This window comes from Candidatus Phytoplasma sp. AldY-WA1, assembly GCF_020312115.2.
Taxonomy (GTDB): domain Bacteria; phylum Bacillota_I; class Bacilli_A; order Acholeplasmatales; family Acholeplasmataceae; genus Phytoplasma; species Phytoplasma vitis.
In genome coordinates, this window is record NZ_JAHRHX020000009.1 from 1 (window position 1) to 25,768 (window position 25,768).

20 protein-coding genes and 10 tRNA genes are annotated in these 25,768 nt (G+C 23.9%); 28 read left to right on the plus strand and 2 right to left on the minus strand.

What is annotated here, in order from left to right:
- The 13 genes from KTO59_RS01395 to smpB all read left to right on the plus strand — a co-directional run bounded on the left by KTO59_RS01395 (window position 1) and on the right by smpB (window position 3,640).
- Window positions 1-76 (plus strand) — tRNA-Thr (locus tag KTO59_RS01395).
- A gap of 10 nt (window positions 77-86) precedes the next feature.
- Window positions 87-162, plus strand: a tRNA-Lys gene (locus KTO59_RS01400).
- 28 nt (window positions 163-190) lie between these two features.
- Window positions 191-276 (plus strand) — tRNA-Leu (locus KTO59_RS01405).
- Window positions 277-285: 9 nt separating this feature from the next.
- Window positions 286-361, plus strand: a tRNA-Ala gene (locus tag KTO59_RS01410).
- Between the two features lie 75 nt (window positions 362-436).
- Window positions 437-513: transfer RNA gene (locus tag KTO59_RS01415), tRNA-Met, on the plus strand.
- Between the two features lie 2 nt (window positions 514-515).
- Window positions 516-593 (plus strand) — tRNA-Ile (locus KTO59_RS01420).
- An 18-nt stretch (window positions 594-611) separates the two neighbouring features.
- Window positions 612-700: transfer RNA gene (locus KTO59_RS01425), tRNA-Ser, on the plus strand.
- Between the two features lie 49 nt (window positions 701-749).
- Window positions 750-826, plus strand: a tRNA-Met gene (locus tag KTO59_RS01430).
- Between the two features lie 16 nt (window positions 827-842).
- Window positions 843-918 (plus strand) — tRNA-Asp (locus tag KTO59_RS01435).
- A gap of 13 nt (window positions 919-931) precedes the next feature.
- Window positions 932-1,007 (plus strand) — tRNA-Phe (locus tag KTO59_RS01440).
- 138 nt (window positions 1,008-1,145) lie between these two features.
- Complete coding sequence (locus KTO59_RS01445) at window positions 1,146-2,459, plus strand: hypothetical protein (protein ID WP_284928285.1); 1,314 nt, start codon at window positions 1,146-1,148, stop codon at window positions 2,457-2,459.
- A 94-nt stretch (window positions 2,460-2,553) separates the two neighbouring features.
- On the plus strand, window positions 2,554-3,081 hold the full coding sequence (locus KTO59_RS01450) for an inorganic diphosphatase (protein WP_284928286.1): 528 nt from the start codon (window positions 2,554-2,556) through the stop codon (window positions 3,079-3,081).
- A gap of 109 nt (window positions 3,082-3,190) precedes the next feature.
- Window positions 3,191-3,640 (plus strand): SsrA-binding protein SmpB, encoded by a 450-nt coding sequence (gene smpB, locus KTO59_RS01455; RefSeq protein WP_225696130.1) that lies wholly within the window; start codon window positions 3,191-3,193, stop codon window positions 3,638-3,640.
- Between the two features lie 60 nt (window positions 3,641-3,700).
- On the opposite strand, the gene KTO59_RS01460 is transcribed toward smpB, so the two are convergent.
- Complete coding sequence (locus tag KTO59_RS01460; protein ID WP_284928287.1) at window positions 3,701-3,967, minus strand: hypothetical protein; 267 nt, start codon at window positions 3,965-3,967, stop codon at window positions 3,701-3,703.
- 389 nt (window positions 3,968-4,356) lie between these two features.
- On the opposite strand from KTO59_RS01460, the gene eno reads away from it, so the two are divergent.
- From eno to KTO59_RS01535, 15 genes are all read left to right on the plus strand, one after another.
- A complete protein-coding gene (eno, locus tag KTO59_RS01465; protein WP_225696131.1) occupies window positions 4,357-5,649 on the plus strand; it encodes a phosphopyruvate hydratase in 1,293 nt (430 codons plus the stop codon).
- A gap of 36 nt (window positions 5,650-5,685) precedes the next feature.
- Window positions 5,686-7,212: a 2,3-bisphosphoglycerate-independent phosphoglycerate mutase gene (gene gpmI, locus KTO59_RS01470; protein ID WP_284928288.1), complete on the plus strand. Its 1,527-nt coding sequence runs from the start codon at window positions 5,686-5,688 to the stop codon at window positions 7,210-7,212.
- Window positions 7,213-7,446: 234 nt separating this feature from the next.
- Entirely contained in the window at window positions 7,447-8,418 is a 972-nt protein-coding gene (locus KTO59_RS01475; RefSeq protein WP_225696133.1) for an ATP-dependent 6-phosphofructokinase, read from the plus strand.
- Between the two features lie 125 nt (window positions 8,419-8,543).
- Window positions 8,544-9,755 carry a phosphoglycerate kinase gene (locus tag KTO59_RS01480; RefSeq protein ID WP_225696139.1) on the plus strand — a complete coding sequence of 404 codons (1,212 nt, stop codon included), beginning with the start codon at window positions 8,544-8,546 and terminating at the stop codon, window positions 9,753-9,755.
- Between the two features lie 22 nt (window positions 9,756-9,777).
- Window positions 9,778-10,785, plus strand: a complete 1,008-nt coding sequence (gene gap, locus KTO59_RS01485) for a type I glyceraldehyde-3-phosphate dehydrogenase (RefSeq protein ID WP_225696134.1) — start codon at window positions 9,778-9,780, stop codon at window positions 10,783-10,785.
- Between the two features lie 87 nt (window positions 10,786-10,872).
- Window positions 10,873-11,739, plus strand: a complete 867-nt coding sequence (fba, locus tag KTO59_RS01490; RefSeq protein ID WP_284928290.1) for a class II fructose-1,6-bisphosphate aldolase — start codon at window positions 10,873-10,875, stop codon at window positions 11,737-11,739.
- Between the two features lie 37 nt (window positions 11,740-11,776).
- The gene (locus tag KTO59_RS01495) at window positions 11,777-12,571 is read left to right on the plus strand and encodes an HAD-IIB family hydrolase (RefSeq protein ID WP_225696136.1); all 795 of its coding nucleotides are present in this window, start codon (window positions 11,777-11,779) and stop codon (window positions 12,569-12,571) included.
- Between the two features lie 375 nt (window positions 12,572-12,946).
- On the plus strand, window positions 12,947-14,878 hold the full coding sequence (locus KTO59_RS01500) for a hypothetical protein (protein ID WP_284928291.1): 1,932 nt from the start codon (window positions 12,947-12,949) through the stop codon (window positions 14,876-14,878).
- An 827-nt stretch (window positions 14,879-15,705) separates the two neighbouring features.
- Window positions 15,706-17,619 carry a DNA topoisomerase (ATP-hydrolyzing) subunit B gene (gyrB, locus tag KTO59_RS01505; protein WP_225696277.1) on the plus strand — a complete coding sequence of 638 codons (1,914 nt, stop codon included), beginning with the start codon at window positions 15,706-15,708 and terminating at the stop codon, window positions 17,617-17,619.
- A gap of 29 nt (window positions 17,620-17,648) precedes the next feature.
- Window positions 17,649-20,174: a DNA gyrase subunit A gene (gyrA, locus tag KTO59_RS01510; RefSeq protein WP_284928292.1), complete on the plus strand. Its 2,526-nt coding sequence runs from the start codon at window positions 17,649-17,651 to the stop codon at window positions 20,172-20,174.
- A gap of 110 nt (window positions 20,175-20,284) precedes the next feature.
- Window positions 20,285-20,794 (plus strand): tRNA (adenosine(37)-N6)-threonylcarbamoyltransferase complex ATPase subunit type 1 TsaE, encoded by a 510-nt coding sequence (gene tsaE / locus KTO59_RS01515; RefSeq protein WP_284928294.1) that lies wholly within the window; start codon window positions 20,285-20,287, stop codon window positions 20,792-20,794.
- Between the two features lie 39 nt (window positions 20,795-20,833).
- Complete coding sequence (tsaB, locus tag KTO59_RS01520; protein ID WP_225696274.1) at window positions 20,834-21,397, plus strand: tRNA (adenosine(37)-N6)-threonylcarbamoyltransferase complex dimerization subunit type 1 TsaB; 564 nt, start codon at window positions 20,834-20,836, stop codon at window positions 21,395-21,397.
- 63 nt (window positions 21,398-21,460) lie between these two features.
- Window positions 21,461-22,456 carry a tRNA (adenosine(37)-N6)-threonylcarbamoyltransferase complex transferase subunit TsaD gene (tsaD, locus tag KTO59_RS01525; RefSeq protein ID WP_284928295.1) on the plus strand — a complete coding sequence of 332 codons (996 nt, stop codon included), beginning with the start codon at window positions 21,461-21,463 and terminating at the stop codon, window positions 22,454-22,456.
- A gap of 65 nt (window positions 22,457-22,521) precedes the next feature.
- On the plus strand, window positions 22,522-24,141 hold the full coding sequence (gene glnS / locus KTO59_RS01530) for a glutamine--tRNA ligase (RefSeq protein WP_284928296.1): 1,620 nt from the start codon (window positions 22,522-22,524) through the stop codon (window positions 24,139-24,141).
- Between the two features lie 9 nt (window positions 24,142-24,150).
- A complete protein-coding gene (locus KTO59_RS01535; protein WP_284928297.1) occupies window positions 24,151-25,224 on the plus strand; it encodes a DUF2130 domain-containing protein in 1,074 nt (357 codons plus the stop codon).
- A 103-nt stretch (window positions 25,225-25,327) separates the two neighbouring features.
- On the opposite strand, the gene KTO59_RS01540 is transcribed toward KTO59_RS01535, so the two are convergent.
- Window positions 25,328-25,561 (minus strand): hypothetical protein, encoded by a 234-nt coding sequence (locus KTO59_RS01540; protein WP_284928298.1) that lies wholly within the window; start codon window positions 25,559-25,561, stop codon window positions 25,328-25,330.
- Between the last annotated feature and the right edge of the window lie 207 nt (window positions 25,562-25,768).

A 25,768-nucleotide genomic window follows, 5' to 3' on the forward strand; every position in this document is an offset into this window, starting at 1 on the left:
GCCAAAATAGCTCAATAGGTAGAGCAACTGACTTGTAATCAGTAGGTTACGGGTTCGATTCCTGTTTTTGGCACCATTAATAAAATGTCCCGTTAGCTCAGTTGGTAGAGCACTTGACTTTTAATCAAGGTGTCAAAGGTTCGAGTCCTTTACGGGATACCATTTGATAATAAAAAAAACATGTTTAAAAGCCTGGATGGTGGAATTGGTAGACACGTGGGACTTAAAATCCCATGGTTAAAAGCCGTGCCGGTTCAATTCCGGCTCTAGGTACCATTTATACATGGGGTTTTAGCTCAGTTGGTAGAGCACCTGTCTTGCACACAGGATGTCAGCGGTTCGAATCCGCTAAACTCCACCATGTAAAATAGTAATAAAATGTTATAATATAAGAGAAAATAATAAATATAAAAAAATAATTAATTTAATAAATGTAGGCGGTGTAGCTCAGCCGGTTAGAGCGTTCGGTTCATACCCGTGAGGTCGAGGGTTCGAATCCCTCTGTCGCCACCAATGGACCTGTAGCTCAGCTGGTCTAGAGCTACCGGCTCATAACCGGTTGGTCGTAGGTTCGAATCCTACCAGGTCCACCATTATTTTAGAAAAAGTTTGGAGAAATACCCAAGCGGTTTAAGGGGCCAGTCTTGAAAACTGGAAGATCTGAAAGGATGCGGGGGTTCGAATCCCTCTTTCTCCGCCAAAGTTTGTTAAAATTATTTTTATGTTTTTTTGTATTAAGTTATTATGATCGCGGGATAGAGCAGTTTGGTAGCTCGTCGGGCTCATAATCCGAAGGTCGAAGGTTCAAATCCTTCTCCCGCAACCAATTAAAATTAAAAAAAGGTTTGATGGTGTAGTGGTTAACATGCTTGCCTGTCACGCAGGAGATCGCGGGTTCGAATCCCGTTCAGACCGCCACGCCAATTTATAGGGCTCTGTAGCTCAGTCGGTAGAGCAGTGGCTTGAAGAGCCTCGTGTCGGCAGTTCGATTCTGCCCGGAGCCGCCATTTAGATATAAATTTTTAATTACGTAAAGTTAATTTTTTTTAAAAAAATTTTTAATATTTTATTATTTTAATTTTTTAATTTATTTATTATTATTTTATTTTTAAAAAAATAATATTTATTTAGAAAGAAATAATTAATTGAAAAAAAATAAATTTTTTTTAAAAAAAATTAATTTTATTTTTTTATTTATATTTTTGTTTTTATTAATATTTAGTTTAACCAATCTTAAAGCTATTAATAATGATAATGAATCCGAAGAATTTACAAAAATCAGTGATGCCGACGAAATTAAAGAAAAAAAATACAATTCATCTACTCAACCAAAACTTAAAGTTGATAGTTTATTTTTTAAAGCAATAGAACAAAATAAAAAAATATCTTTTGATTCTTCAAAACAATCAAATATATTTTTTGATGTTGAAAATGAAAAAATAGAAATTAATGATTTATTAAAAAAAAAATATAAAAAAGATTCAAAGAAAAAACATGTTTTTTTAGGATGGAAATATGATTTAGGTTCTTTTTTTTCTAAAAAAATAAGATTATTTTATGGCATTGATAATTTTCGTACTGTTTCATGTTCTTCATTTCAAGAATGTTTAAATTTTAAACAGTTTATTTTTGGTTTATTGTATCATAATATTCCTAAAATAGATTTTTTATTTGATTTTTTAGATATTTCAGGTTTTAAAGAAGAATTTATCGATAATAAATATGATAAAATAGGTTTAGAAACTGTTTGTTTTTATTCTTTATTAAAGAAAGATCCTTCTTTAGGGTATTTTTATTTTAAAGATGAAGATATAAAAGATATTCATTCTGTTGATATTTCTTTTTGTAATTGTAAAATTTCTGGTTATTCTTTGATAGATTTGATTTTTGAAATAATTAATCTAAAAAACGAAGATTTGATTATTTTTAAAAAACATCTTAATTCTTATCTTAAACATTTAAGTAAAATGGATGAAGAAAAAATATCAAAACAAGATATTGATGTTTCACATGAAGAATTTTTAGAAAATATCATTGATATTGATGATATGGATATTTTAGATAAAAAATTTCTTTTACATTTGATAAAAAAAGTAATTTCTATTTTTGTTCCTAAAATTTTTTCTCTTCATTGTTCTGTAGATCATAAAAACACAAAACCTTTGAAAGAAATGAATTTTGAATTATCTTTGAAAAAAGAACATCAAACGATAGGTTTTTTGTTAAAGATAGAAAAAAACGAAAATAATATATTTTATCTTCTTTTTTATGAAATTTTTAAAGATGAAAAACAAAATGAAGAAAATTTAAGATTGATAGATAAAATTTTAATTTTAGATTTAAATACTAAAGAACATTTATTTTTTAATCATTTAACTATTAATATTAAACAAAATAAAAAAATATTTTTTAAAAAAATTAATTTGTTCAGAGTTGATTCTATGAATTTATTTTCCTAAAATTATATAATGTGTTATTTGGTATAAAATATATATAATATAATTAGAGTTATTTTTATTTTAAAAAATAAAAAATAAAGGTAAAATTTAATATATGAATTTTTTACAAAATGTTAGTCCTGATAGAGTTATGGAAAATGATTTTCTTGTTTTTATTGAAATTTCTAAAGGTAGCAAAAAAAAATATGAGATAGATAAAGAAACAGGTTTTTTAAAATTAGATCGTATTTTAAATACTTCTTTTGTTTATCCTGCTAATTATGGTTTCATTCCTTTAACTCATTGTGAAGATAATGATCCGTTAGATGTTTTTGTTTTATCACAAGAAATATTAGAACCTATGGTTATTGTTCAATGTAGACCTATTGGAGTTATTAAAATGATTGATAATGGCGAGTTAGATGAGAAAATAATCTCTGTTCCTATCCATGATCGTTCTATGGAAAAATATCAAAATATTAAAGATGTTCCGGTTTCTCTTTTGGAAGAAATAAAACATTTTTTATCTCATTATAAAGATTTAGAAAAAAAAACAGTTGTTATTGAAGATATATATGATAAATTTCAAGCATTTACTGTCATCAAAAATGCTTTAAATAAATATAAAGAATTAAAGAAATAATTTAAATTTTTTTGTTAATTTGTTTACAAATATTAAAAAAATCCAAAATCATTTATTTAATTTTTAATAAATGATTTTGGAAAATAAAAAAACAAAGTGATTGAAAATAATGATAAAAATAATTTTGAAGAATAAAAAAGCTTTTTATGATTATTTTTTAGACAAAAAATATATTGCCGGAATTCAATTGTTTGGTAACGAAGTAAAATCTATAAGATTAAAGAAAGTTAATTTACAAAACTCTTATATAAAAATTGAAAATAACGAAATTTTTGTTTTCAATATGTTTGTTGAAAAATACGAATTTTGTAATAAATTTGATTACGACGATAAAAGAAAAAAAAAACTTTTGTTGAATAAAAGAGAAATTTTACAAATTAAAAACAAAACTCAAGCTAAAGGATTAAGCGTTATTCCTACTAAAATTATTTCTGATAGAAATTTATTAAAATTAGAGATTTATTTAGCTCATGGAAAGAAAAAATATGATAAGAGATTAATTTTGAAAAAGAAAGATGATGATTTAAAAATTAAAAAAACTTTATCTTATATATATTGATGTTTAATTTTTTTATATGTATTTTATTAAATGCTATATTTTATTTTTAGTAAGAACAGATTATTTTTTTATATTTGTTGCTATCCATTCACTTATTTTTTTAGTTATTGTTTTTATACACAAAACCCAATTATAAAAAATTTTATCTTTTGTGGTGGTATTTGGTTGTATTTTTTCGTTTAAAAACTTTAAGGTCATAAATTGTAAGTTTTCCGTTGTTTTTGATAACGGAAATATTTCTAATAATGCGAATTCGTATACAATAGCTCCTAAAAAAGCTCCTAAAATAACACCTATTAAAAAAATTAATAATTTATTTATAAACATATTTTTTTATTATAAAAACCTCTTAGTTATTTTCATTTTATTTATTTCAACAAAATTATTGATATAAAAGATATTTAGAAAAACTTTTTATCAATTATCAATAATTTTTTATATTTCTAAATCATAATAATTTTAACATATTTATTGTTTTTAAAAAAATATTTTAATTCGATTTAAACAAAAAAACTAATATTTTGGATTAATTAAAAATTCAATAATTAATTATTTTTTTATATTATATGTCTTTAAATAAATATGAATAAGTTTATAAAATATACTTTTATATAAAAAAATATTATAATAATTATGTATTTTATTTTATTAATGATGACATTTATTTATTGTGGTGATTAAGTATTCTATATTAAATAAAAAAAAGGAGTTGTGAAATGCCATATATTGATAAAATTTTAGCTCGTGAAATTTTAGATTCAAGAGGGAATCCTACATTAGAAGTTGAAGTTCATACTTTATCAGGTTTTTTCGGAAGAGCTATTGTCCCTTCGGGAGCTTCTACTGGAGAATATGAAGCAGTAGAATTAAGAGACAATGATCCTAAAAGATTTTTAGGTAAAGGTGTTTTGAAAGCGGTTGACAATGTTTCAAAGATTATTGAACCAAAATTAAAAAATGTTTCTGTTTTGGAACAAAATTTGATTGATAAAATGTTAATTGAACTCGACGGAACACCTAATAAATCTAAATTAGGAGCTAATTCTATTTTAGGAGTTTCTTTAGCTTGTGCTAAAGCAGGAGCTAATTATTTAAATTTAGAATTTTATGAATACTTAGGTGGTGTTCAACCTAAACAATTACCTGTTCCTATGATGAACGTTATTAATGGTGGTGCACATGCATCTAATAATGTTGATTTTCAAGAATTTCTGATTTTACCGACTAATTTTTCATCTTTTAAAGAAGCTTTACGTTGTGGTGCCGAAATTTTTCATCATTTACAAAAAATTTTGAAACAAAAAAAATTACCGACTACTGTAGGCGATGAAGGTGGATATGCTCCTGATTTAAATTCTAACGAAGAGGCTTTTCAACTTATTATTGAAGCTATTAAAAATGCTGGTTATAAACCGGGAGAAGATGTTTTTTTAGGAATGGATGTTGCTGCTTCAGAATTTTATGATAAAGAACAAAAAAAATATGTTTTAACTTCTGAGAATAACAAAACTTTCAGTAGTGAAGAATTAATTTCTTATTATGAAAAAATGGTAAATAAGTATCCTATAATTTCTATCGAAGACGGATTAGATGAGAACGATTGGGACGGATGGAAAATTTTAACAAAAAGATTAGGCGACAGAGTTCAATTGTTAGGAGATGATTTATTTGCTACTAATGTCGAAAGATTATCTAAAGGTATTGAAAATAAAGTAGGAAATTCTATTTTAATTAAATTAAATCAAATAGGAACTTTAACAGAAACTTTAGAAGCAATTGAGATGGCTAAAAAAGCTTCTTATACAGCTGTCATTTCACATCGTAGTGGAGAAACCGAAGATACTACTATATCTGATTTAGCTGTTGCTACTAACGCAGGACAGATTAAAACAGGTTCTATTTCGAGAACTGATCGAATTGCTAAATATAATCAATTATTAAGAATCGAAGAAAAATTAAAAAATAGTCCTTATTTAGGATTAAAAAGTTTTTATAACTTAAAAAAATAATACTAAAAAGTAAATAAAAATTAATAGGAGATTTGTTTGAATAAATTTGTAAGTTTAATTATTTTAGATGGTTTAGGGTTATCTTCTAAAAAAGAAAATAATGCTTTTTATTTAGCTAAAACTCCTTATTTAGATTATCTTTTGGCTAATTTTCCGAATACTACTTTACAAGCTTCTGGACAAGAAGTAGGATTACCCGAAGGTCAAATGGGCAATAGCGAAGTAGGTCATTTAAATTTAGGAGCTGGAAGAGTTATTGATCAATATTTGAATAAAATAAATAAATCTATTAGTACAAAATCTTTTTTTGCTAATGAAGCTTTTTTAAAAGCAATAAAACATGCTAAAAAAAACAATAGCAAAATACATTTATTAGGATTAGTTTCTGATGGCGGAGTTCATTCACATTTAAGTCATTTTGAATCTTTATTAGATTTGATGAGAGAGCATAAAGTAGAAGATAGAACTTATTTACATGTTTTTACAGATGGTAGAGACACTGATCCTTATTCAGGTTTAAAATATATTGAAAAAATTTTGAATTATGGTTTTAAAGTGGCTTCTGTAAGCGGTAGATATTTTGCTTTAGATCGCGATAATAATTGGGAACGTATTAATTTAGTTTATAATATGTTAGTCTCTGGTAAAGGCCCATTGATAAATTCTCCTTTAGAAGCGATCAAAAATTTTTACAAAAAAGAAATTACTGATGAGTTTATACCTCCTTTTATTGTGGATAAAAATGGTTTAATTGATGATAATGATAGTATTATTTTTGTAAATTTCCGTTCCGATCGTATTATGCGTTTAGCAGTTGCTTTATCAAATCCTTCAATGACTTTGCATTTTAAGTCCGAAGGGAAAAGATGTTTCGAAGGAGACAAACTACTTCAAAATCTTTGTGTAGTTTCTATGACTCCTTATTCTCAATATGTCTTAGGAACAATTGCTTTTAAATCAGAAAGTTTAAAAAATATTTATGGAGAAGTGATTTCTAATAATAAACTTCGTCAATTAAGAATTGCCGAAACTGAAAAATATCCTCATGTTACTTTCTTTTTTGATGGTGGTAAAGAACAAAAGTTTGAAAATGTTGATAATATTTTAGTTCCTTCTCCTAAAGTTGCAACTTATGATTTAAAACCAGAGATGAGTGCTTTCGAAGTTGCTAAACAAGCTAAAAAAGCTATTTTATCTCGAAAATACCAAACTATGATTTTAAATTTTGCTAATCCAGACATGGTGGGACATACTGGTTCACTCGAATCAACCATTAAAGCAGTAGAAGCTGTTGACACATGTTTAGAAAAGGTAGTTAAAGCTATTTTAGAAATTGGTGGAATTGCTTGTATTGTTGCCGATCATGGAAATGCAGAACAAATGACAGACGAAAGAAATAAACCTCATACTGCTCATACAACTAATTTAGTTCCTTTTATTTTAGTTAATAGTAAATTTAATTTGAAATCAGGTTCTTTGTGTGATGTATCCCCTACTTTATTAGAATTACTCGGAATCTCTCAACCAATAGAAATGACGGGTAAAAGTTTAATTTTACATTAAAGTGGTTTTAAATTATTCCAAAATAAAATTTTTTATTTATTATTTTTAAAATATATGTAAATTAAATTATATTTTTAAAAATAATATATTAATATATTAAAATGTTACCTAAATATATTTTATTTAAGAAAAAATATATAAAAAAATACAGAAAAAATTATTATTAAAATATTAATAATAACAAAATTAACAAAATTTAATAAAAAAAGGAATTATTATAAGGAATTATTATAAATGACACATAAAGAAGAAATGAATAAAATAGCAGTTTTAACTTCTGGTGGAGATTCTCCAGGAATGAATAGTGCTATTAGAGCTATTGTTTTAGCAGGAGCTAAAAAAAATTGCACTATTTATGGTATTAAAGATGGTTATTTAGGTTTATATAATCATGATATTGAAATTTTAACTCCTGATAATTTACCACGTATTATTAATATTTCAGGAACTTTTTTAGGTACTTCGCGCTTTCTTTCATTTAAAGATGATTTAAGTGTACGTCAAAAATGTGTGCAAAATTTAAAAAAAATAGGCATTGATAAATTAATTATTATTGGTGGAGATGGTTCTTATAATGGGGCTACAAAATTAGAAGAATTAGGGATAAAATGTATAGGTATTCCGGCTACTATCGATAATGATATTAATGATACAGATTTTACAATTGGTTTTAGTACAGCTGTTAATAATGTTATGGATGCTATTGAAAAATTACGAGATACTTCTTTATCACATAACAGATGTACTATTCTTGAGGTTATGGGTAGAAATAAAGGTGATTTAGCTTTATATGGCGGGATTGCTGCTGGTGTAGATTTAATCGTCACAAAAGAAAATTTGATACCTAAACAAATGATTTTAGATAAAATTAAAAGTTTAAAAGAACAAAAAAGAAGACACGCTATTATTATTATTACTGAAAATATTTTAAATGTTTTTGATTTAGCTAAAGAAATCGAAAGTTATAGTGGTTTTGAGACGAGAGCTCAAGTTTTAGGTCATATACAAAGAGGAGGGACTCCTACTGTAGAAGATTGTGTTTTAGCTACAAGAATGGGTGTTTCCGCTGTTGAATTGTTAAATAAAAATATTCATAATTGTGCAATAGGTATAAAAAAACAAGAAATAATTCATACTAGTTTTGAAAATGTTTTGAATAATAAAAGTGTACTTGATAAACTTTTTAATATTATTGAATGTTTATAATTAGTTTATAATGTTTTTAATTTTATAATAAAGAAAATAAAAAAATTAAATTATTTTATATTTCGAGAGATTTATAAAAAAATAATTTATAAATTATTAAAAAAATTATATTTTAAGGAAAATATATAATGCAAAAAACACTTAATAAATTAGATATTTCGAATATTGCAAATAAGAAAATTTTATTAAGAGCAGATTTAAATGTCCCTTTAGAAAAAGGAGTTATTAACGACGATAGTAGAATTAAAGCCATTTTACCTACTGTAGAATATCTTAAAAAAAATAAAGGTAAAATAATTATTCTTTCTCATTTAGGAAGAGTTAAAACAAAAGAAGATTTACAAAAATTAAGTTTAAGAGTAGTAGCCGAAAGATTATCTTTTTATTTAAATCAAAAAGTGGTTTTTGTTCCAGAAACTAAAGGAGAGTTGTTAGAAAGAGAAATTAATAATTTAGAATGTGGTTCTGTTTTATTAATGGAAAATACTCGTTTTGAAGATCTGGATAGTAAAAAAGAAAGCAAAAATGATGCTCAATTAGGAAAATATTGGGCTTCATTAGGTGATGTTTTTGTTAATGATGCTTTTGGAACTTGTCATCGTTCTCATGCTTCTAATGTTGGTATTTCTACTTATATTTCAGAGAAATGTTTTGGTTTTTTAGTCGAAAAAGAAATTAATTTTTTACATAAAATTGTTAATACATCTCAAAGACCTTTAGTTGCTGTTTTAGGTGGTTCGAAAGTTTCTGATAAAATCAAAATTATTGAAAATCTTTTGAAAAAAGTAGATTTTCTTTTGATTGGTGGCGGAATGTCTTTCACTTTTTTGAAATCTCAAAATTTGGAAATCGGAAAAAGTTTATTAGAAGAAAATGAAATTCCTTTAGTTAAAAGATTATTAGCTTCAAAAGAAGGTAAAAAAATTATTTTACCGCAAGATTTTGTTTGCGGCGATAAATTTGCTCCAGACGCTAAAACTATTATTTCTGATTTTAATAAAATCCCTTTTAATATGATGGGGTTAGATATCGGACCTAAAACTATTTCTTTGTTCCAACATTATATTATGTCTGCGAAAACAGTTGTATGGAATGGTCCCGTAGGAGTTTTTGAATTTGAAAAATTTTCTCAAGGAACAAGATTGATAGCTCAGATGATTAGTAAAATTAAAGATAAAGCTATTACAATTATTGGCGGTGGAGATAGTGCAGCCGCAATATCCAAATTTAAATTGGATAATAATTTTAGCCATATTTCTACTGGTGGAGGAGCTTTTTTGGAATATTTAGAAGAAAAAGAAATGCCAGGTTTAAAATGTATTGAGAAATTTTGTTAATAATAAGAAGGTAAAAAAAATTATGAAAAAAAAAATAGCGATTAATGGGTTAGGACGTATCGGTAAATTATCTTTTCGTTCTTTATTCGGAAATCATAATATTGATATTGTAGCAATTAATGATTTGTCAACACCAGAAACTTTAGCTTATTTATTAAAATATGATAGCGCACAAGGTCCTTATAAACGAGATGATATTACTTTTGATGAAAATTCATTAATAGTGGAAGGTAAAAAAATTCATATTTTCCAAGAAAGAAATCCACAAGATTTACCTTGGGGAAAATTAGGAATAGATATCGTTTTAGAATGTACTGGTTTTTTCACAAGTGAAGAAAAAGCTCAATTACATTTAAAAGCAGGAGCTAAAAAAGTGTTAATTAGTGCACCGGCTACTGGAAATGTTAAAACGATTGTTTTTAATGTTAATGATGATATTTTAACAAAAGAAGATACTATTGTTAGTGGAGCTTCTTGCACGACTAATTGTTTAGCTCCGGTTGTAAAAGTTTTAAATGATAATTTTGGTATTGATCAATCTTTTATGACTACTATTCACAGTTATACTAACGATCAATCTCTTATAGATCAAACACATCCAAAAGGTATTTGGACTAGAAGAGGAAGAGCTGCTGCTGTTAATATGGTTCCAAGTTCTACTGGAGCTGCAAAGGCGATTTCATTAGTTATTCCTGAATTAAAAGGAAAAATAGACGGAACAGCGATTAGAGTACCGAGTTTAACAGGCTCTTTAGTTGATTTAACAGTTGAATTAAAAAAAGAAGTGACTGTAGAAATGATTAAAGATGTTTTCAAAAAAAGCGCCAATGAAACTTTAGCTTTTATTGAAGATCCGATTGTTTCATCTGATATTATTGGAACAAGTTTTGGTTCTTTATTTGATTCTAATACAGTTCAAATTTTAAAAGAAAGACCACGTTTTGTAAAATTGATTTCTTGGTATGATAACGAAATGAGTTATGTAAGTCAATTAACTCGTTTACTTTTAAAAATGGTTACACTTGTTTAAAATAAATTATATTGAAAATTTTGAATTTTTTTATTTTTTAAAAATAAATTTATAATTTTGTTAATGGTTTCCAAGAAAGGAAAAAACGTGTTAACTTCAGATAGAAAAATTATTCAAAAGGCACATGAAAATAAATACGCAATAATACAGGTTAATATTAATAATTTAGAATGGATTAAAGCTGCTTTAGAAACTGTTGAAGAATTAAAATCACCTGTTATTTTAGGAGTTTCAGAAGGAGCTGCTCAATATATGGGTGGTTTTAAAACAGTGTCTTCTTTAGTAAAAAATTTAGATCTTTTTTATAATATTTCTACTCCTGTTATTTTACATTTAGATCACGGATCTTATGAAGGCGCAAAAGAAGCTTTAGAATCGGGTTTCACTTCGGTTATGTTTGATGGAAGTAGTTATCCTTTTGAAGAGAATTTAAAGAAAACTAGAGAAATTGTTTCTCTTTGTCATAAAAAAGGTATTTTAGTTGAAGCTGAAGTAGGTGGAATTGGTGGAGAAGAAGACGGTATTATAGGCCAAGGTGAAAACGCTGATCCTTATGAATGTCAAAAAATCGCTGAATTAGGAGTTGATATGTTGGCTGCTGGTATCGGTAATATTCATGGAAAATATCCTGATAATTGGAAAGGATTAGATTTTGGAGTTTTTGAAAAAATTAAAAAATTAACTAATAATAAAACTCCTTTAGTACTTCATGGAGGTACTGGTATTCCTGAAGAAATGATTAGAAAAGCAATTTCTTTAGGAGTAGTTAAAATAAACGTTAATACTGAATTTCAATTGTCTTTTGCAGAAGCCACTAGAAAATATATCGAAGAAAAAAAAGATTTAATAAATAAAGGTTTTGACCCTAGACAATTATTAAAACCAGGTTATTTAGCTATAAAAGCAGAACTTAGAAAGAAATTAGAACTTTTCGGAAGTATTAATAAAGCTTAATTTTAACCCAAATATAAAGGAGTTTTCAAGGATTTTAATGAATTCTAATAAAAGAATGTTTTTTTTTGATATTGACAATACTATTTTAAGTTCTCGATCACAAACTATTTTGCCACAAACTTTAAAAACTATTAAAACTTTAGCCGAGCAACCTAATACTTTTTTAGGAATCGCTACAGGACGTAATATTAAAAGGTTAAATGTTTTAGGTGAAATACAACACTATTTCAAACATTTAGTTTTATTTAATGGTGGTTTGACACAAATTAATGATAAAGTAATTGATGATCGACCTTTTGATAAAAAAGAAGTTCAAAATTTAATTGCTAAAGCTCATGCAGCAGGTATTAAAATTGGAATGACAGGACTTCATAAAGAAATTGTTCCTAGTGAACAAGATTTAATTTCACTTACTTTAGGTCATAAATATTGTACTAATAAAAATTCTGTTGTAGAACCTACATTTTATTTAAACAATAATGTTTATCAAATTTGGCTTTTCGAACCTAATAATGAAAAACTTGAAAAATTTATTAAAGATTTGGGAAAATTCGAAATTTATTATTGGAGAACTAATTGCGGGGTAGATTTAGTCCCTAAAGATGTTAATAAAATCCATGGAATTAGAAAAATTCAAGCTTTATATCCGGAATATCAATTGATTTGTATGGGAGATGGAGTGAATGATATCGATATGATTAAATCTGCTGATATCGGTATTGGATTAGCGAATTCTCATCATGAAGGAGTTAAGAAAAATTCTAAATTAATAGCTCCTGATATTGAAGAAGATAAACTTTATGATTTTTTTATAAAAAATAATTTGTTTTAATTTAAATTAAAACAAATTATGTATATAAATCAAATTTTTTATTGAAAAAATAAATAATTTGATTTATTTTTTTGCTTAAATTAAAAAGAATTTTTTAATTATTATTATATTTGTATATAATATAAACATATTAGATATTTTCTATTATATACAAATATAATAAAAAAATATTTTTTAGTAATGTTTTACATTTATTAAAAAAGATTATTTTATGTTTAATTATGATATTTAAATAAATATATTTTTTATACAAAAAAATAATTTTTATAAAATATTTTTATTAAAAATTTAGTTAGAATTTGATTTTTATATTTTGATTTATTGATTTATATTTAACTTTAATTAAAAAATAAAGTAAAGGTAGCATCATAAATTATGATAAAAAATAAAAATTATAAACTAATTAATTTAAAATATTTTTTTTATTTTATTATTTTCATTTTTTATATTTGTATTAAAAATATAGTTTACGCTGAAAAGAATTATAATTTTGATTTATTATCAAGAAATGATTTGTTAAGTCCTAAAATAAACGATTTAAAACAATGTTTGATAAATCAAATAAATCAAAAAAGAATTGTGGCAGATGATAAAGACAAAGCATTTGTTTTAAAAAATATTTCATTAGCTAAGATTATTGATAAAAGCAGTAATTTCCCTTCTGATACTTCTTTTTTTATTCCAGGTAATAAATATTATTTTGTATTAGAATTTCCGACATTAGTTAAATCAAATGATAATTTATTACAAAAATATAAATTTTCTTTTATTTATGAAAATAGATTTTCGAAAATATTAAAAACAACAGAACTAGGGTCTTTGGATGAACTTAATAATCAGACAATTATAGATAAAATTAAAAAAATAAATCCTAATTTAAATAAAAATAATATTCAAGTTGAAAAAATAATAAGTAATAAAGAAGCCATTATCTTTTCTAAAGATTTTGAAGGAAAAGTTTCAGTTACTTATAATATTAAACAAAATATACCACAAACTCCTAAGTTAAAAGATGTTTTAAAAAAAACAGAATTAGGAACTTTGGATGATTTTAATATTCAAGCAATTATAAATAAAATTAAAAATCTAAATCCTATTTTAAATAAAAACGAACTTCGATTTGATGAAATACCTAATTTAAAAGAAGCTATAATCGCTTCTAAAGATTTTGAAGGAAAAGTTTTAGTCACTTATAATATTAAAAAAATTCCTTCACAAATTCCTAAGTTAAAAGATGTTTTAAAAAAAACAGAATTAGGAACTTTGGATGATTTTAATATTCAAGCAATTATAAATAAAATTAAAAATCTAAATCCTATTTTAAATAAAAACGAACTTCGATTTGATGAAATGCCGAATTTAAAAGAAGCTATAATCGCTTCTAAAGATTTTGAAGGAAAAGTTTTAGTCACTTATAATATTAAAAAAATTCCTTCACAAATTCCACAACAAACTTTTCGATTAAAAGATGTTTTAAAAACAACAGAACTAGGGTCTTTGGATGAACTTAATAATCAGACAATTATAGATAAAATTAAAAAAATAAATCCTAATTTAAATAAAAATAATATTCAAGTTGAAAAAATAATAAGTAATAAAGAAGCCATTATCTTTTCTAAAGATTTTGAAGGAAAAGTTTCAGTTACTTATAATATTAAACAAAATATACCACAAACTCCTAAGTTAAAAGATGTTTTAAAAAAAACAGAATTAGGAACTTTGGATGATTTTAATATTCAAGCAATTATAAATAAAATTAAAAATCTAAATCCTATTTTAAATAAAAACGAACTTCGATTTGATGAAACACCTAATTTAAAAGAAGCTATAATCGCTTCTAAAGATTTTGAAGGAAAAGTTTTAGTCACTTATAATATTAAAAAAATTCCTTCACAAATTCCTTCACAAATTCCTTCACAAATTCCTTCACAAATTCCTTCACAAATTCCTTCACAAATTCCTTCACAAATTCCTTCACAAATTCCTTCACAAATTCCGCAACAAACTTTTCGATTAAAAGATGTTTTGAAAACAACAAAATTAGGAATTTTGGACGAAATTAATAATCAAATAATTATAACAAAAATTAAAAATTTAAATCCTATTTTGGATAAAAACGATCTTCAAGTTGATGGGATATTAAATCCTGAAGGCACCATTATAGTTTCTAAAGATTTTGAAGGAAAAGTTTCAGTTACTTATAATATATTTAAACGACAAAATGTAAATAATTCGAAAAATTATATAATATTTATTATTGTTTTTTTATTTTTATTTATTTTATTATTGTTAATTTATATTTTATAAAAATTCAAAATTTTATTCTTAATTTTATTGAGATGATAATTTTTGATGATTTTTTTGATAAAATATAATTATAATATTCTCAATCTTTGACTTATCGAATAATATTAATTTTAAAATCTAATTTATAAAATATTGTATATAGATTTTTTTGAATTAAAATAAGAAAAAATCATATTTAAATTATATTAATTTTTTTATATTTTGATTCAATGATTTTTAATTATTTAGGTTTCTTTTTTATTAAACAAAAAGATTAGTTCAAATACGAGTTAATTATAAATTTTTTTAAATATGAGTCTAAAAAGTAATAAAATCGGCATCATAAAGTAAAATATCTGAAGGTATTAAAATTTAAATATATTTATCATTTTATTTTTTAAAACCATAAATATATTTACAATCTTATTTTTTTCAAGAGTTTTTATTAATAAAAGCCTTATTATTTTAAAATTATAAATAAAAAAATAATTAAGAATAAAAATTTGCATTTTTTTAATAAAATATTAATAATATTTTAATATTGACTAAAATATAAGTAGATTTTTTTATAACTTATTACTCAAAATTATTATAATATAATCAATATATTTAAAAATAGTTTTTATTACTATTAAGTAGGTGTTATTATTTATTAAAAAAATATTTAGAATAAAAATAAATAACGTAAAAACGCTAATTTATAAAGTTAGCGTTTTTTATGTTATAATTTTTATAAATGTTTTATATTGTTTTAAATTATATTTTTTGATAAAAAAATTTTTTATGATATAAAAAAATATTTAAATTTGTTTTAATTTAAAATATAATAGGAGATTTTGAATTTATAAATGACTAAAATCAAGAAATATGACGCTGAAAGTATTCAAGTTTTAGAAGGATTAGAAGCTGTTAGGATAAGACCTGGTATGTATATCGGTTCTACTTCAGAAAAAGGTTTATACCATTTAGTTTGGGAGATTATAGATAATTCTATAGATGAATCGTTAGCAGGTTTCGCTGACGAAATTAATTTAGAAATTTTAGATAATAATGTTGTTCGTATTTCTGATAATGGAAGGGGTATACCAGTTGACATCCATCCAAAAACTAATAAACCAGCTGTAGAAACTATTTTGACAACTTTGCATGCGGGCGGAAAATTTGATAATTCTTCTTATCAAATCTCTGGAGGATTACATGGAGTTGGAGCTTCTGTTGTAAACGCTCTTTCTTCTTGGTTTACTGTCGAAATTCATTTGAATAACGAAATATATTATCAAAAATATGAACAAGGAAAACCAATCATTCCTTTAACTAAAAAAGGTTTCACAGATAAAAAAGGAACAATAATTACATTTACTCCTGATCCGGAAATTTTTGAAATTATGACAAATTTTAATTATAAATTAGATGTTTTAAAAGATAGAATGCAACAGTTAGCTTTTTTGAACAAAAATATTAAATTAAATATTACTGATAGCAGAGTCCAACCAGCTCAAAAATTTAATTTTTATTATAAAGAAGGAGTTAAGGAATATATTTTATACTTAAATCAGAATAAAAGTACGTTAACTCAAATTTTTTATAAAGAATATTTTTTTGATAATATATTTTATGAAATTACTTTCCAATATACAAATAAATATAGCCAAAATATTTATTCTTTTGTTAATAATATTCCTACAAAAGAAGGTGGAACACACGAAGAAGGTTTTAAAATAGCTTTAAATAGGATATTAAATAAATATGCTAAAGATAAAAAAATATTAAAAAAAGAAACAAGCTTAATTAGTGAAGATACTTTAGAAGGTCTTACGGCTATTATTTCTTTAAAACATCCTAATCCATTATTCGAAGGACAAACTAAAAATAAATTAGGTAGTCATGAAGTTAGACAATTTATTTCTAAATCTTTTGGTGAATTTTTGGAAAGTCATTTATTAGAAAATCCTCAAGAAGCTAAGCAAATAATAGATAAATGTTTATTATCTATGAAAGCTAGAATAGCTGCTAAAAAAGTACGTGAAATTACTAGAAAAAAAATGTCTTTAGAATTATTAAATTTTAATTCCAAATTAACTGATTGTTATACAAAAGATCCTATGTTATCTGAATTATATATTGTAGAGGGAGATTCAGCAGGAGGTTCTGCTAAACAAGGAAGAGATTCTCAATTTCAAGCTATTTTACCATTAAGAGGTAAAATTATTAATGTAGAAAAATCTCATTCAGAAAAAGTTTTAAGTAATAATGAAATTGTGTCTTTAATACAAGCGATAGGAACTGGTATTGATAAAGAATTTAATTTAAGTAAAGCGCGTTATCATCGTATTATTATAATGACAGATGCTGATGTCGACGGAGCACATATTAGAACTTTAATTCTTACTTTCTTTTTTAGAAATTTAAAACCTTTAATTGAAAATGGTTATATTTATTTTGCACAACCGCCTCTATATAAAGTAGAAAAAAATAAAAAAATTAAATATTTTTATAATGAAAAAGATTATAAAGAATATAAAAATAGCATTGAAATTCAAAATAAAAAAATTTCTTCACAAAGATACAAAGGTTTAGGCGAAATGAATCCAGAACAACTTTGGGACACTACTATGGATCCAAAACACAGAACTTTATTAAAAGTATGTTTGAAAGATGCTGTAGAAGCTGATAAAATTTTTGATAAATTAATGGGTAAACTTGTTTCTCAAAGAAAAAAATTTATTGAAGAAAACGCTTACAAAGCAAATATAGATTTTTAATTTATTAATATTAAAAAGGCGATTAAATTATGTCAAATAAAATTAAAAAAAATAATTCTTTAAATAATTCGAATTCTGATATTTCAGAAATAAATAATATAGGATCTGTTAAAGAAGTAAATATTAGTCAAGAAATGGAAAAATCTTTTTTAGATTACGCCATGAGTGTTATTGTTTCAAGAGCTTTACCAGAAATTCAAGATGGTTTAAAACCTGTTCAAAGAAGAATTATATATAGTATGAAAGAATTAGGTGTCACTGCACAAACTAGTTATAAAAAAGCTGCTAGAATTGTCGGTGATGTTATGGGTAAATATCATCCTCATGGTGATAGTAGTATTTATGAAGCAATGGTAAGAATGGCACAAAATTTTAATTATCGTTATCCTTTAATTGATGGGCACGGTAACTTTGGTTCTATTGATGGAGATTCTGCTGCGGCAATGCGTTATACAGAAGTACGTATGTCAAAAATAGCAATGGAATTAATTAAAGAAATAGATCAGAACACTATTGATTTTGTAGATAATTATGATGGAAGCGAAAAAGAACCAGTAATTCTTCCGACAAGTTTTCCTAATCTTTTAGTAAATGGAGCGACGGGTATAGCTGTAGGAATGGCTACTAATATTCCTTCTCATAATTTAGGTGAAGTTATTGATGCTTTGACCGCTTATATAAATAATAAAGAGATTTCTATTTCTGAATTAGTTACATATATTAAAGGTCCTGATTTTCCTACTGGTGGAGAAATTTTAGAAGTTGATAAATTGCAAGAAATTTATGAAAAAGGAAGAGGAAAAATTATTATTCGTTCTAAAATTAATATTGTGACTTCTGAAAAAAATAAAAGTTCGATAATTATTACAGAAATTCCTTATCAAATGAAAAAAAGTAATTTAATTAAAAATATTGTTTCTTTGCAGAAAAACAAAATTTTAGACGGAATTACAGATTTAAGAGACGAGTCTTCTAATCGCCAAGGTATTAAAATTGTTATTGATTTAAGAAAAGACATTAATCCTAAAATATTTTTAAATAATTTGTATAAACGTTCTCAAGTACAAGTATCTTTTCATTTTAATATGATTGTTTTAATTAATAAAAAACCTCAACTTGTTAATTTGAAACAAATCTTAGAAGCTTTTTTCACTTTTAGAATAAATATAATTAATCGCCAAAAACAATTTGAATTAAAAAACGCTTTATCAAAAAAACATTTAATTCAATCAGCGGTAATTGTTTTAAATGATATCGATGACGCAATTGAATTAATAAAAAGTTCTAGTAATGTTAAAGAAGCACGTGAAAAATTAATGTTAAAATATAATTTTGATGAAATTCAAAGTAAATATATTTTAGAGATGAGTTTACAAAAAATAACAAATTTAGAAGTAGAAAAAATAAAAACAGAAGAACAAAATTTAATTAAACAAATTTCAGAATGTGAAATTATTATTAATTCTCAAACTAAAAAAGAACAAATTCTTAAAAAAGAATTACTGCAATTAAAAAAGGTTTTTCAAGACGAAAGACAAACTTTAATAAGAAAAGATGTAGAAATTAATATATCTGAAGAAACTTTAATTCAAGAAAAGTCTATTCTTATTACTATTACTAATAAAGGTTACATCAAACGTTTAGATTTAGATACTTATAAAAAACAAAATAAAGGTGGAACTGGTGTCAGCGGAATCACTATGAATGAAAATGATTTCGTAAAACACATAGTTATTACTTCTACTCATGATTATCAATTATTTTTTACAAACAAAGGAAAAGTTTACCGCATGAAGGGTTACGAAATACCTGATTATTCTCGACAAGCAAAAGGTATACCACTTATAAATTTAGTTCCTTTAAGCGAAGGAGAATTCTTAACTTCTGTTGCAAGTATTAACCCTCATTTAAAACAAGAACATAATTATTTAGTTCTAATAACTAAAAAAGGTTTAATAAAAAGAAATAATATTTCAGATTATCAAAATATTCAAAGCAAAGGCAAAATAGCTTTCACTTTAAAAAATGATGATGAAGTTTTGACAGTTTTAAAAAGTTCAGGTGAACAAGATATTATTATGGCGAGTTCTGATGGTAAAGCTATTCGTTTTAACGAAAAAACTATTAAACAAACTAGTAGAATGGGTAGTGGAGTGATTGGAATGAAATTAAATTCTGATGAAACTTTGATAGGAGCTACAATTGTTGAATCAAATAAACAAGATATTTTAGTTGTTACTGAATTAGGATATGGTAAGAAAAATAAAATTAACGAATATAAAAATCAAAAAAGAGCCGGAAAAGGAATAAAAACTTTAAAAATTACTTCTAAAAATGGTAAAATTATCGCATTAAAAGCTGTTTTTAATGGCGAAGAATTAGTTTTAATTTCTGATCGTGGTAAAATAATTCGATTAGTTAACAATAACAAAATTCCAACTCCTAAATCAAAAGTAACTCAAGGAAATAAATTAGTTAAATTAAAAGATTCTGATAAATTATTTAATTTTGTTATTATCAATATCAATGATAAAGAAAAAATAGATATTTTGTAAATTAGTATTTTTGAATTTTTAAATAAAAAAACATCTAAATAAATTTTTTATAAAAATTAGTTGTTTTTTATTTTTTTATATTAAAATAATTTATTAAGGTTTGACTCGATATGTTTTTTTTGAAAACAAAAAATTATTACAATATCACAACTTTTTCAGAAGCTCAAACTAAGAAGTTAGGGTTTGATTTGTGTAAAACAATTATTCAAAATTATTTAAATAAAGAAAAAAAAAGATGTATTATTATTATTGAAGGAAGAATAGGGGCCGGGAAAACAATTTTTACTAAAGGAATAGCTAAAAAATTATGTATTAAAACCGAAATTAAGAGTCCTACTTTTCTTTTATTAAAAACACATCAAAATAAAGAACAAAAATTACATCATTTAGATTTATACCGTCTTTTGGATGATAAATATGATTATAAAAAACAAATGAAATACTTTTCAATAGAAATAGAAGAATTATTGGAAAATACAGATGAAGGCGATATTGTAGTAATTGAGACAAATCAAAATATAATTTCTTTTTTTAATTATTGGGATTTTAGAATTCAAATTAAAGTTTTGAATAGTCAAAAAAGAGATATTTTAATAGAAAAAAATATTGATACATTTTAATATTGAATATCAAATATAAGAAAGTGATATTTTTCATATATGGTTTCGGATAAAATTAAAAAATATATTATTTTAGATGTTTCTACTAATGTTCAAATAGTTATTTTGAGTACTTCGACTGACATTATTAGTATAGAAACGAATTTATTAAAAAAAAATTTTGTTTCTGAAATAATTCCTTTAATTTCTCGAATATTAGAAAAAAATAATTTAAATTTAAAAGATTTATACGGTATTATTGTTGGTGTTGGTCCAGGTTCTTATATAGGAAGTAGATTAGCAGTTTTGACATCAAAAATTTTATCTTTAGAACTAGATATATCTTTATATGAAATAAGTAGTTTGTTACTACTATCTAGCGGATATACACAAAAAATCAAAACTCCTAAGATTTATGCGAAACGAAATTTTTTTTATAGTTTAAGTTTAAAAAATGAAGAAATTATTTTATCCGAAAATATTTATGAAAAAGATTTTTTAGATGGTTTCGAAAATCATTTATTATTAGATAAAGATAATTTTAAAATATCTCCTTTAAAAATTTTTTTTTATATGAAAAAAGTAGAACAAATTTCTTATTTAATTCCTAATTATTATATTTAATCTTGAAATATAATTTCAATTTCGTTTTTAAAAAAAGAAAGAAGTTAGGTAATTTTATATAATATGATTATTTTATCAATTGAAACTAGTTGTGATGAAACAAGCATTGCAGTTGTAAAAGATGGGAAAGATATTTTATCTAATGTGATTTTTTCGCAAATAAAATATCATCAAAAATTTGGTGGCGTAGTTCCAGAATTAGCTTCTCGTAAACATGTAGAAATTATTACTTTGGTTTTAGCAGAAGCTTTAAGAAAAGCTCAAATAAATCCTCGAGAAATTGATTTGGTAGCTGTAACTCAAGGCCCTGGTTTAATAGGTTCTTTATTTGCTGGTGTTAATGCTGCAAACACTTTTGCTTACATTTATGATAAACCTTTAATAGGTGTTAATCATTTGATAGGCCATATTTATGCTTCTCAAATAGAGAATGAAATAAAATTTCCTTCCTTAGTTCTTTTGATTTCGGGAGGACATACGGAATTGTTTTATTTTAATAATCACTTTCAAATTAAAGAAATTGGAACTACTTTAGATGATGCAGTAGGTGAAGTTTATGATAAAATCGCTAGAACTTTAAATTTAGGTTATCCCGGAGGTCCTATAATTGAAAAATTAGCATCAAAAGGAGAAGATTTATTTTCATTTCCACGCCCTTATTTAAAAAATAAAAATTTAAATTTTAGCTTTTCAGGTTTAAAAAGTAAAATTATAAATTTTATTAATAAAAGAAACAATATTGATTCAGATATTAATAGTATTTGTGCTTCTTTTCAATCTAGTGTCGCAGATGTTTTAATAACAAAAACTAAAAGAGCTTTAAATTTATATCCTTCTAAAGAGTTAATAATTGTAGGTGGAGTAGCTTCTAATCAATTTTTGAAAAATCAATTTAAAAATGCTTTTCCAGAATTAAGATTGATCATCCCTTCTCCTATATATTGCACTGATCAAGCAGCTATGATCGGAGTTGCCGCTTATTATCAAAATATATTTGGGTCCTCTAAAGGAAAGAAAGAATATAATTTAACGGCAAATCCTGATTTATCTATAGGATAATCAAAAAATATAAAATATATATTATATACAAATTTACTGATAAAATAAGTGAGGTTTTTTAATAAATGTTTCAAGAATCGAATTTTATCAAGAGTATTATTACAAAAGATTTAAAAAATAAAAAATATACAAAAGTAATTACTCGTTTTCCACCAGAACCAAATGGTTTTCTTCATTTAGGACACGCACGATCTATTATTATTAATTTCGAATTAGCCAAATTTTTTAACGGAAAAACTTATTTAAGATACGACGATACAAATCCTACTGTCGAAAAACAAGAATATGTGGATTTTATTCTCAAAGATGTCAAATGGTTAGGTTATACACCAGATAAAATTTTATTCGCTTCTGATTATTTCGAAGAAATGTACAAAAGAGCAGTTATATTAATTAAAAAAAATTTAGCATTTGTAGATGATTTGAGTGCAGAAGAATTAAAAAATTATAGAGGAGATTTATTTACACCAGGAATAAATTCTCCTTATCGTAATCGTACTATAGAAGAAAATTTAGAATTATTTGAAAAAATGAAAAATGGTGTTTTTAAAGAAGAAAATAAAGTTTTAAGAGCTAAAATTGATATGGCAAGTCCTAATATGAATTTAAGAGACCCTGTTTTATATAAAATTCTTGACGCTTATACTTTAAAAAATAAACATTATTTTATTTTTCCTTCATATGATTTTGCGCATCCTTTAGAAGATGCAATCGAAGGTATTTCACATTCTTTATGTTCTTTGGAATTTGAAGATCATCGACCTTTATATGATTGGGTTATAAAAGAAACTGAAATGGAACATGTTCCGACTCAAATCGAATTTGGTCGTATTAATATTACACAAACTATTTTAAGCAAAAGAAGTTTAAAATTTTTAGTTAATTCTGGTTTAGTTCAAGGATGGGATGATCCTAGAATGCCAACTTTAAGAGGTATGAGAAATAAAGGATATACTCCTGAATCTATTAAAAAATTTATTTTGGAAATAGGTCTTTCTAAAAATAATACTTATGTTAATAAAGATATGTTATATTCTTTTTTAAGAGAAGATTTACAAAAAAAAGCTAAAAAAATAATGGTTATAGATGAACCTTTAAAAGTAACTATTATTAATTATCCCGAAGATAAAATAGAATCTTCTGATGTGCCTTATCATAAAGATCTTGATTTAGGAATACGAAAAGTTTTTTTTTCTAAACATATTTATATTGAAAAATCAGATTTCCAAATTGAAAAATTAGATCCTAAATCTAAAAAATTATTTTTAAATGAGGAAGTAAGATTATTTTATTTTTATTTTATTAAAGCAGTAGATATTGTAAAAAATAAAAAAGGCGAAATTATTGAGATTTTAGCTACCTACGATCCAAAAACAAAAAGTGGCACTTCTTTCAATGAAAGAAAACCTAACGGAACTATTCATTTTGTAGAAATGAATACAGCTAAAAAAGCTTTTTTAAATTTTTATCAACCTCTTTTTGAAAATAATAATCCTCAAGATTTAAAAGCAGAATTTAATCATTCTTCTTGGATACAAAAAAAAGCTTTTGTTGAAGGCGGATTAGATATAAATACAAATCATAACAAATTCCAATTTATTAGGAAAGGTTATTTTTGTTTAACCAATATCAAAGAAAAAGTAATTAATTTTAACGAAATTATTTCTTTAAAAAAAATTAAATAAAAATAAAATATGAAAAAAATAAAAGTTTTAATTAAAAATTCATATGAATTAGAATTACAAGAAAATGCTCAAAAAGGCGATATAATTAATTTAAAAGAATGTTTAGAATTAAATTTAGATTCATTACAAACACAAATACATAACAAAGAAATGCAAGCAACAATAACAAAAATTCAACAAGAATATGAACAAAAAATAAAAACATATGAGAATGAAAACAAGATTTTATTGATTAAACAAACAATGGAATTAGAAAATATAAAAAACAACGAAATTAATAAGTTAAAAAATGAAATTACTAAATTAACATTAACAAGAGCCAATTTTAACATCAAGTTAATAGGTGAAAATTTAGAAAAATGGTGTGATAATGAAATGCAAAATCAAATATTAATTACTGATGATATTTCATGGTATAAAGATAACGAAATTATTAACGGAACTAAAGGGGATTTTATTTATAAATTACATTCTGACCAAAACAAAAAAGAAAATGAAATTTTAACTTCAGCTATTTTAGAAATGAAATCAGAAACGAAATTATTAGAAAAAACTAAAAAACAAAAAAATGAACAATTTTTTAAAAAATTAGATAAAGACCGTAATAATAAAAATTTAGAATTCGCCTTATTAGTAAGCGAATTAGAATATGACACAGAAAATGATAATCCGGTTAAAAAAGTAAATGAATATAAAAATATGTTCATTATTAGGCCTCCTTATTTAATAATTTTTTTGAATATTATTACTGCTTTAGGAAGAAAAAATAAAGAATTAATTTCGGCTCTTTCAGAAAAAAAACAAAAATTTCGTGATGAAGAAGAAATAAATAAAAGTTTTCGACAAATGAAAGAACACATTTTAAATAATTCTTTAAATAAAATAGAAAATAATTTATTAAAAATGTCAGAAGAAAATGAAAAAATTAAAAAAATGTCAGAATCTTTAAATAGTTCTTATTTTAAAATTCAAAAACAAATACAAACTATTTCTAAAGAACATTTAATAACTATCTTTAATCAAATTAAAAATTTTAAAATAAGCAAAATTATCAAACAAATTAATTGTTTAAAAAATAAATAATTTTAATTAAAAATATGAAAAACTTATTTTTAATTTAAAAAAATACTTATTTTCGCATTGTTTTAAAAAAGTGTAAATAAATTTATTTTTAATACCGAAAAGGCTATTTAAAACAAACTTTACATTTTTTTATAACACTGCGAAATTTAAAATTAGATACTTTACAAAATAACAAATATTTAATTCGTTTAATCAATTTGTTAATTTGTTCTTCTATTTTTTCGTTGTTGATTGTTTTGTCTTCTAATAAAAAAATATCAATTTCTTTAAAAAGATTAAATAATAAATCAAAATAACACGATTCAATTTCTGTTATACTCTGTTTAAATTTATTCATTTTTAATGCTCTTTTTCTTAAAAACAAAATAATTTTTTGACCTTATTTTATTTTTATTATCATATTTAAGATAATTATAACTAATCAATTTAATATGTAATTTGTTTTAATATTATAAAAAAAAGACCCTAACGGGTCTTAATTTTATGATCAAATTATTAATTTTTTAATTACTTAATAATAAATTTAGAAATTTTATTTTTTTAT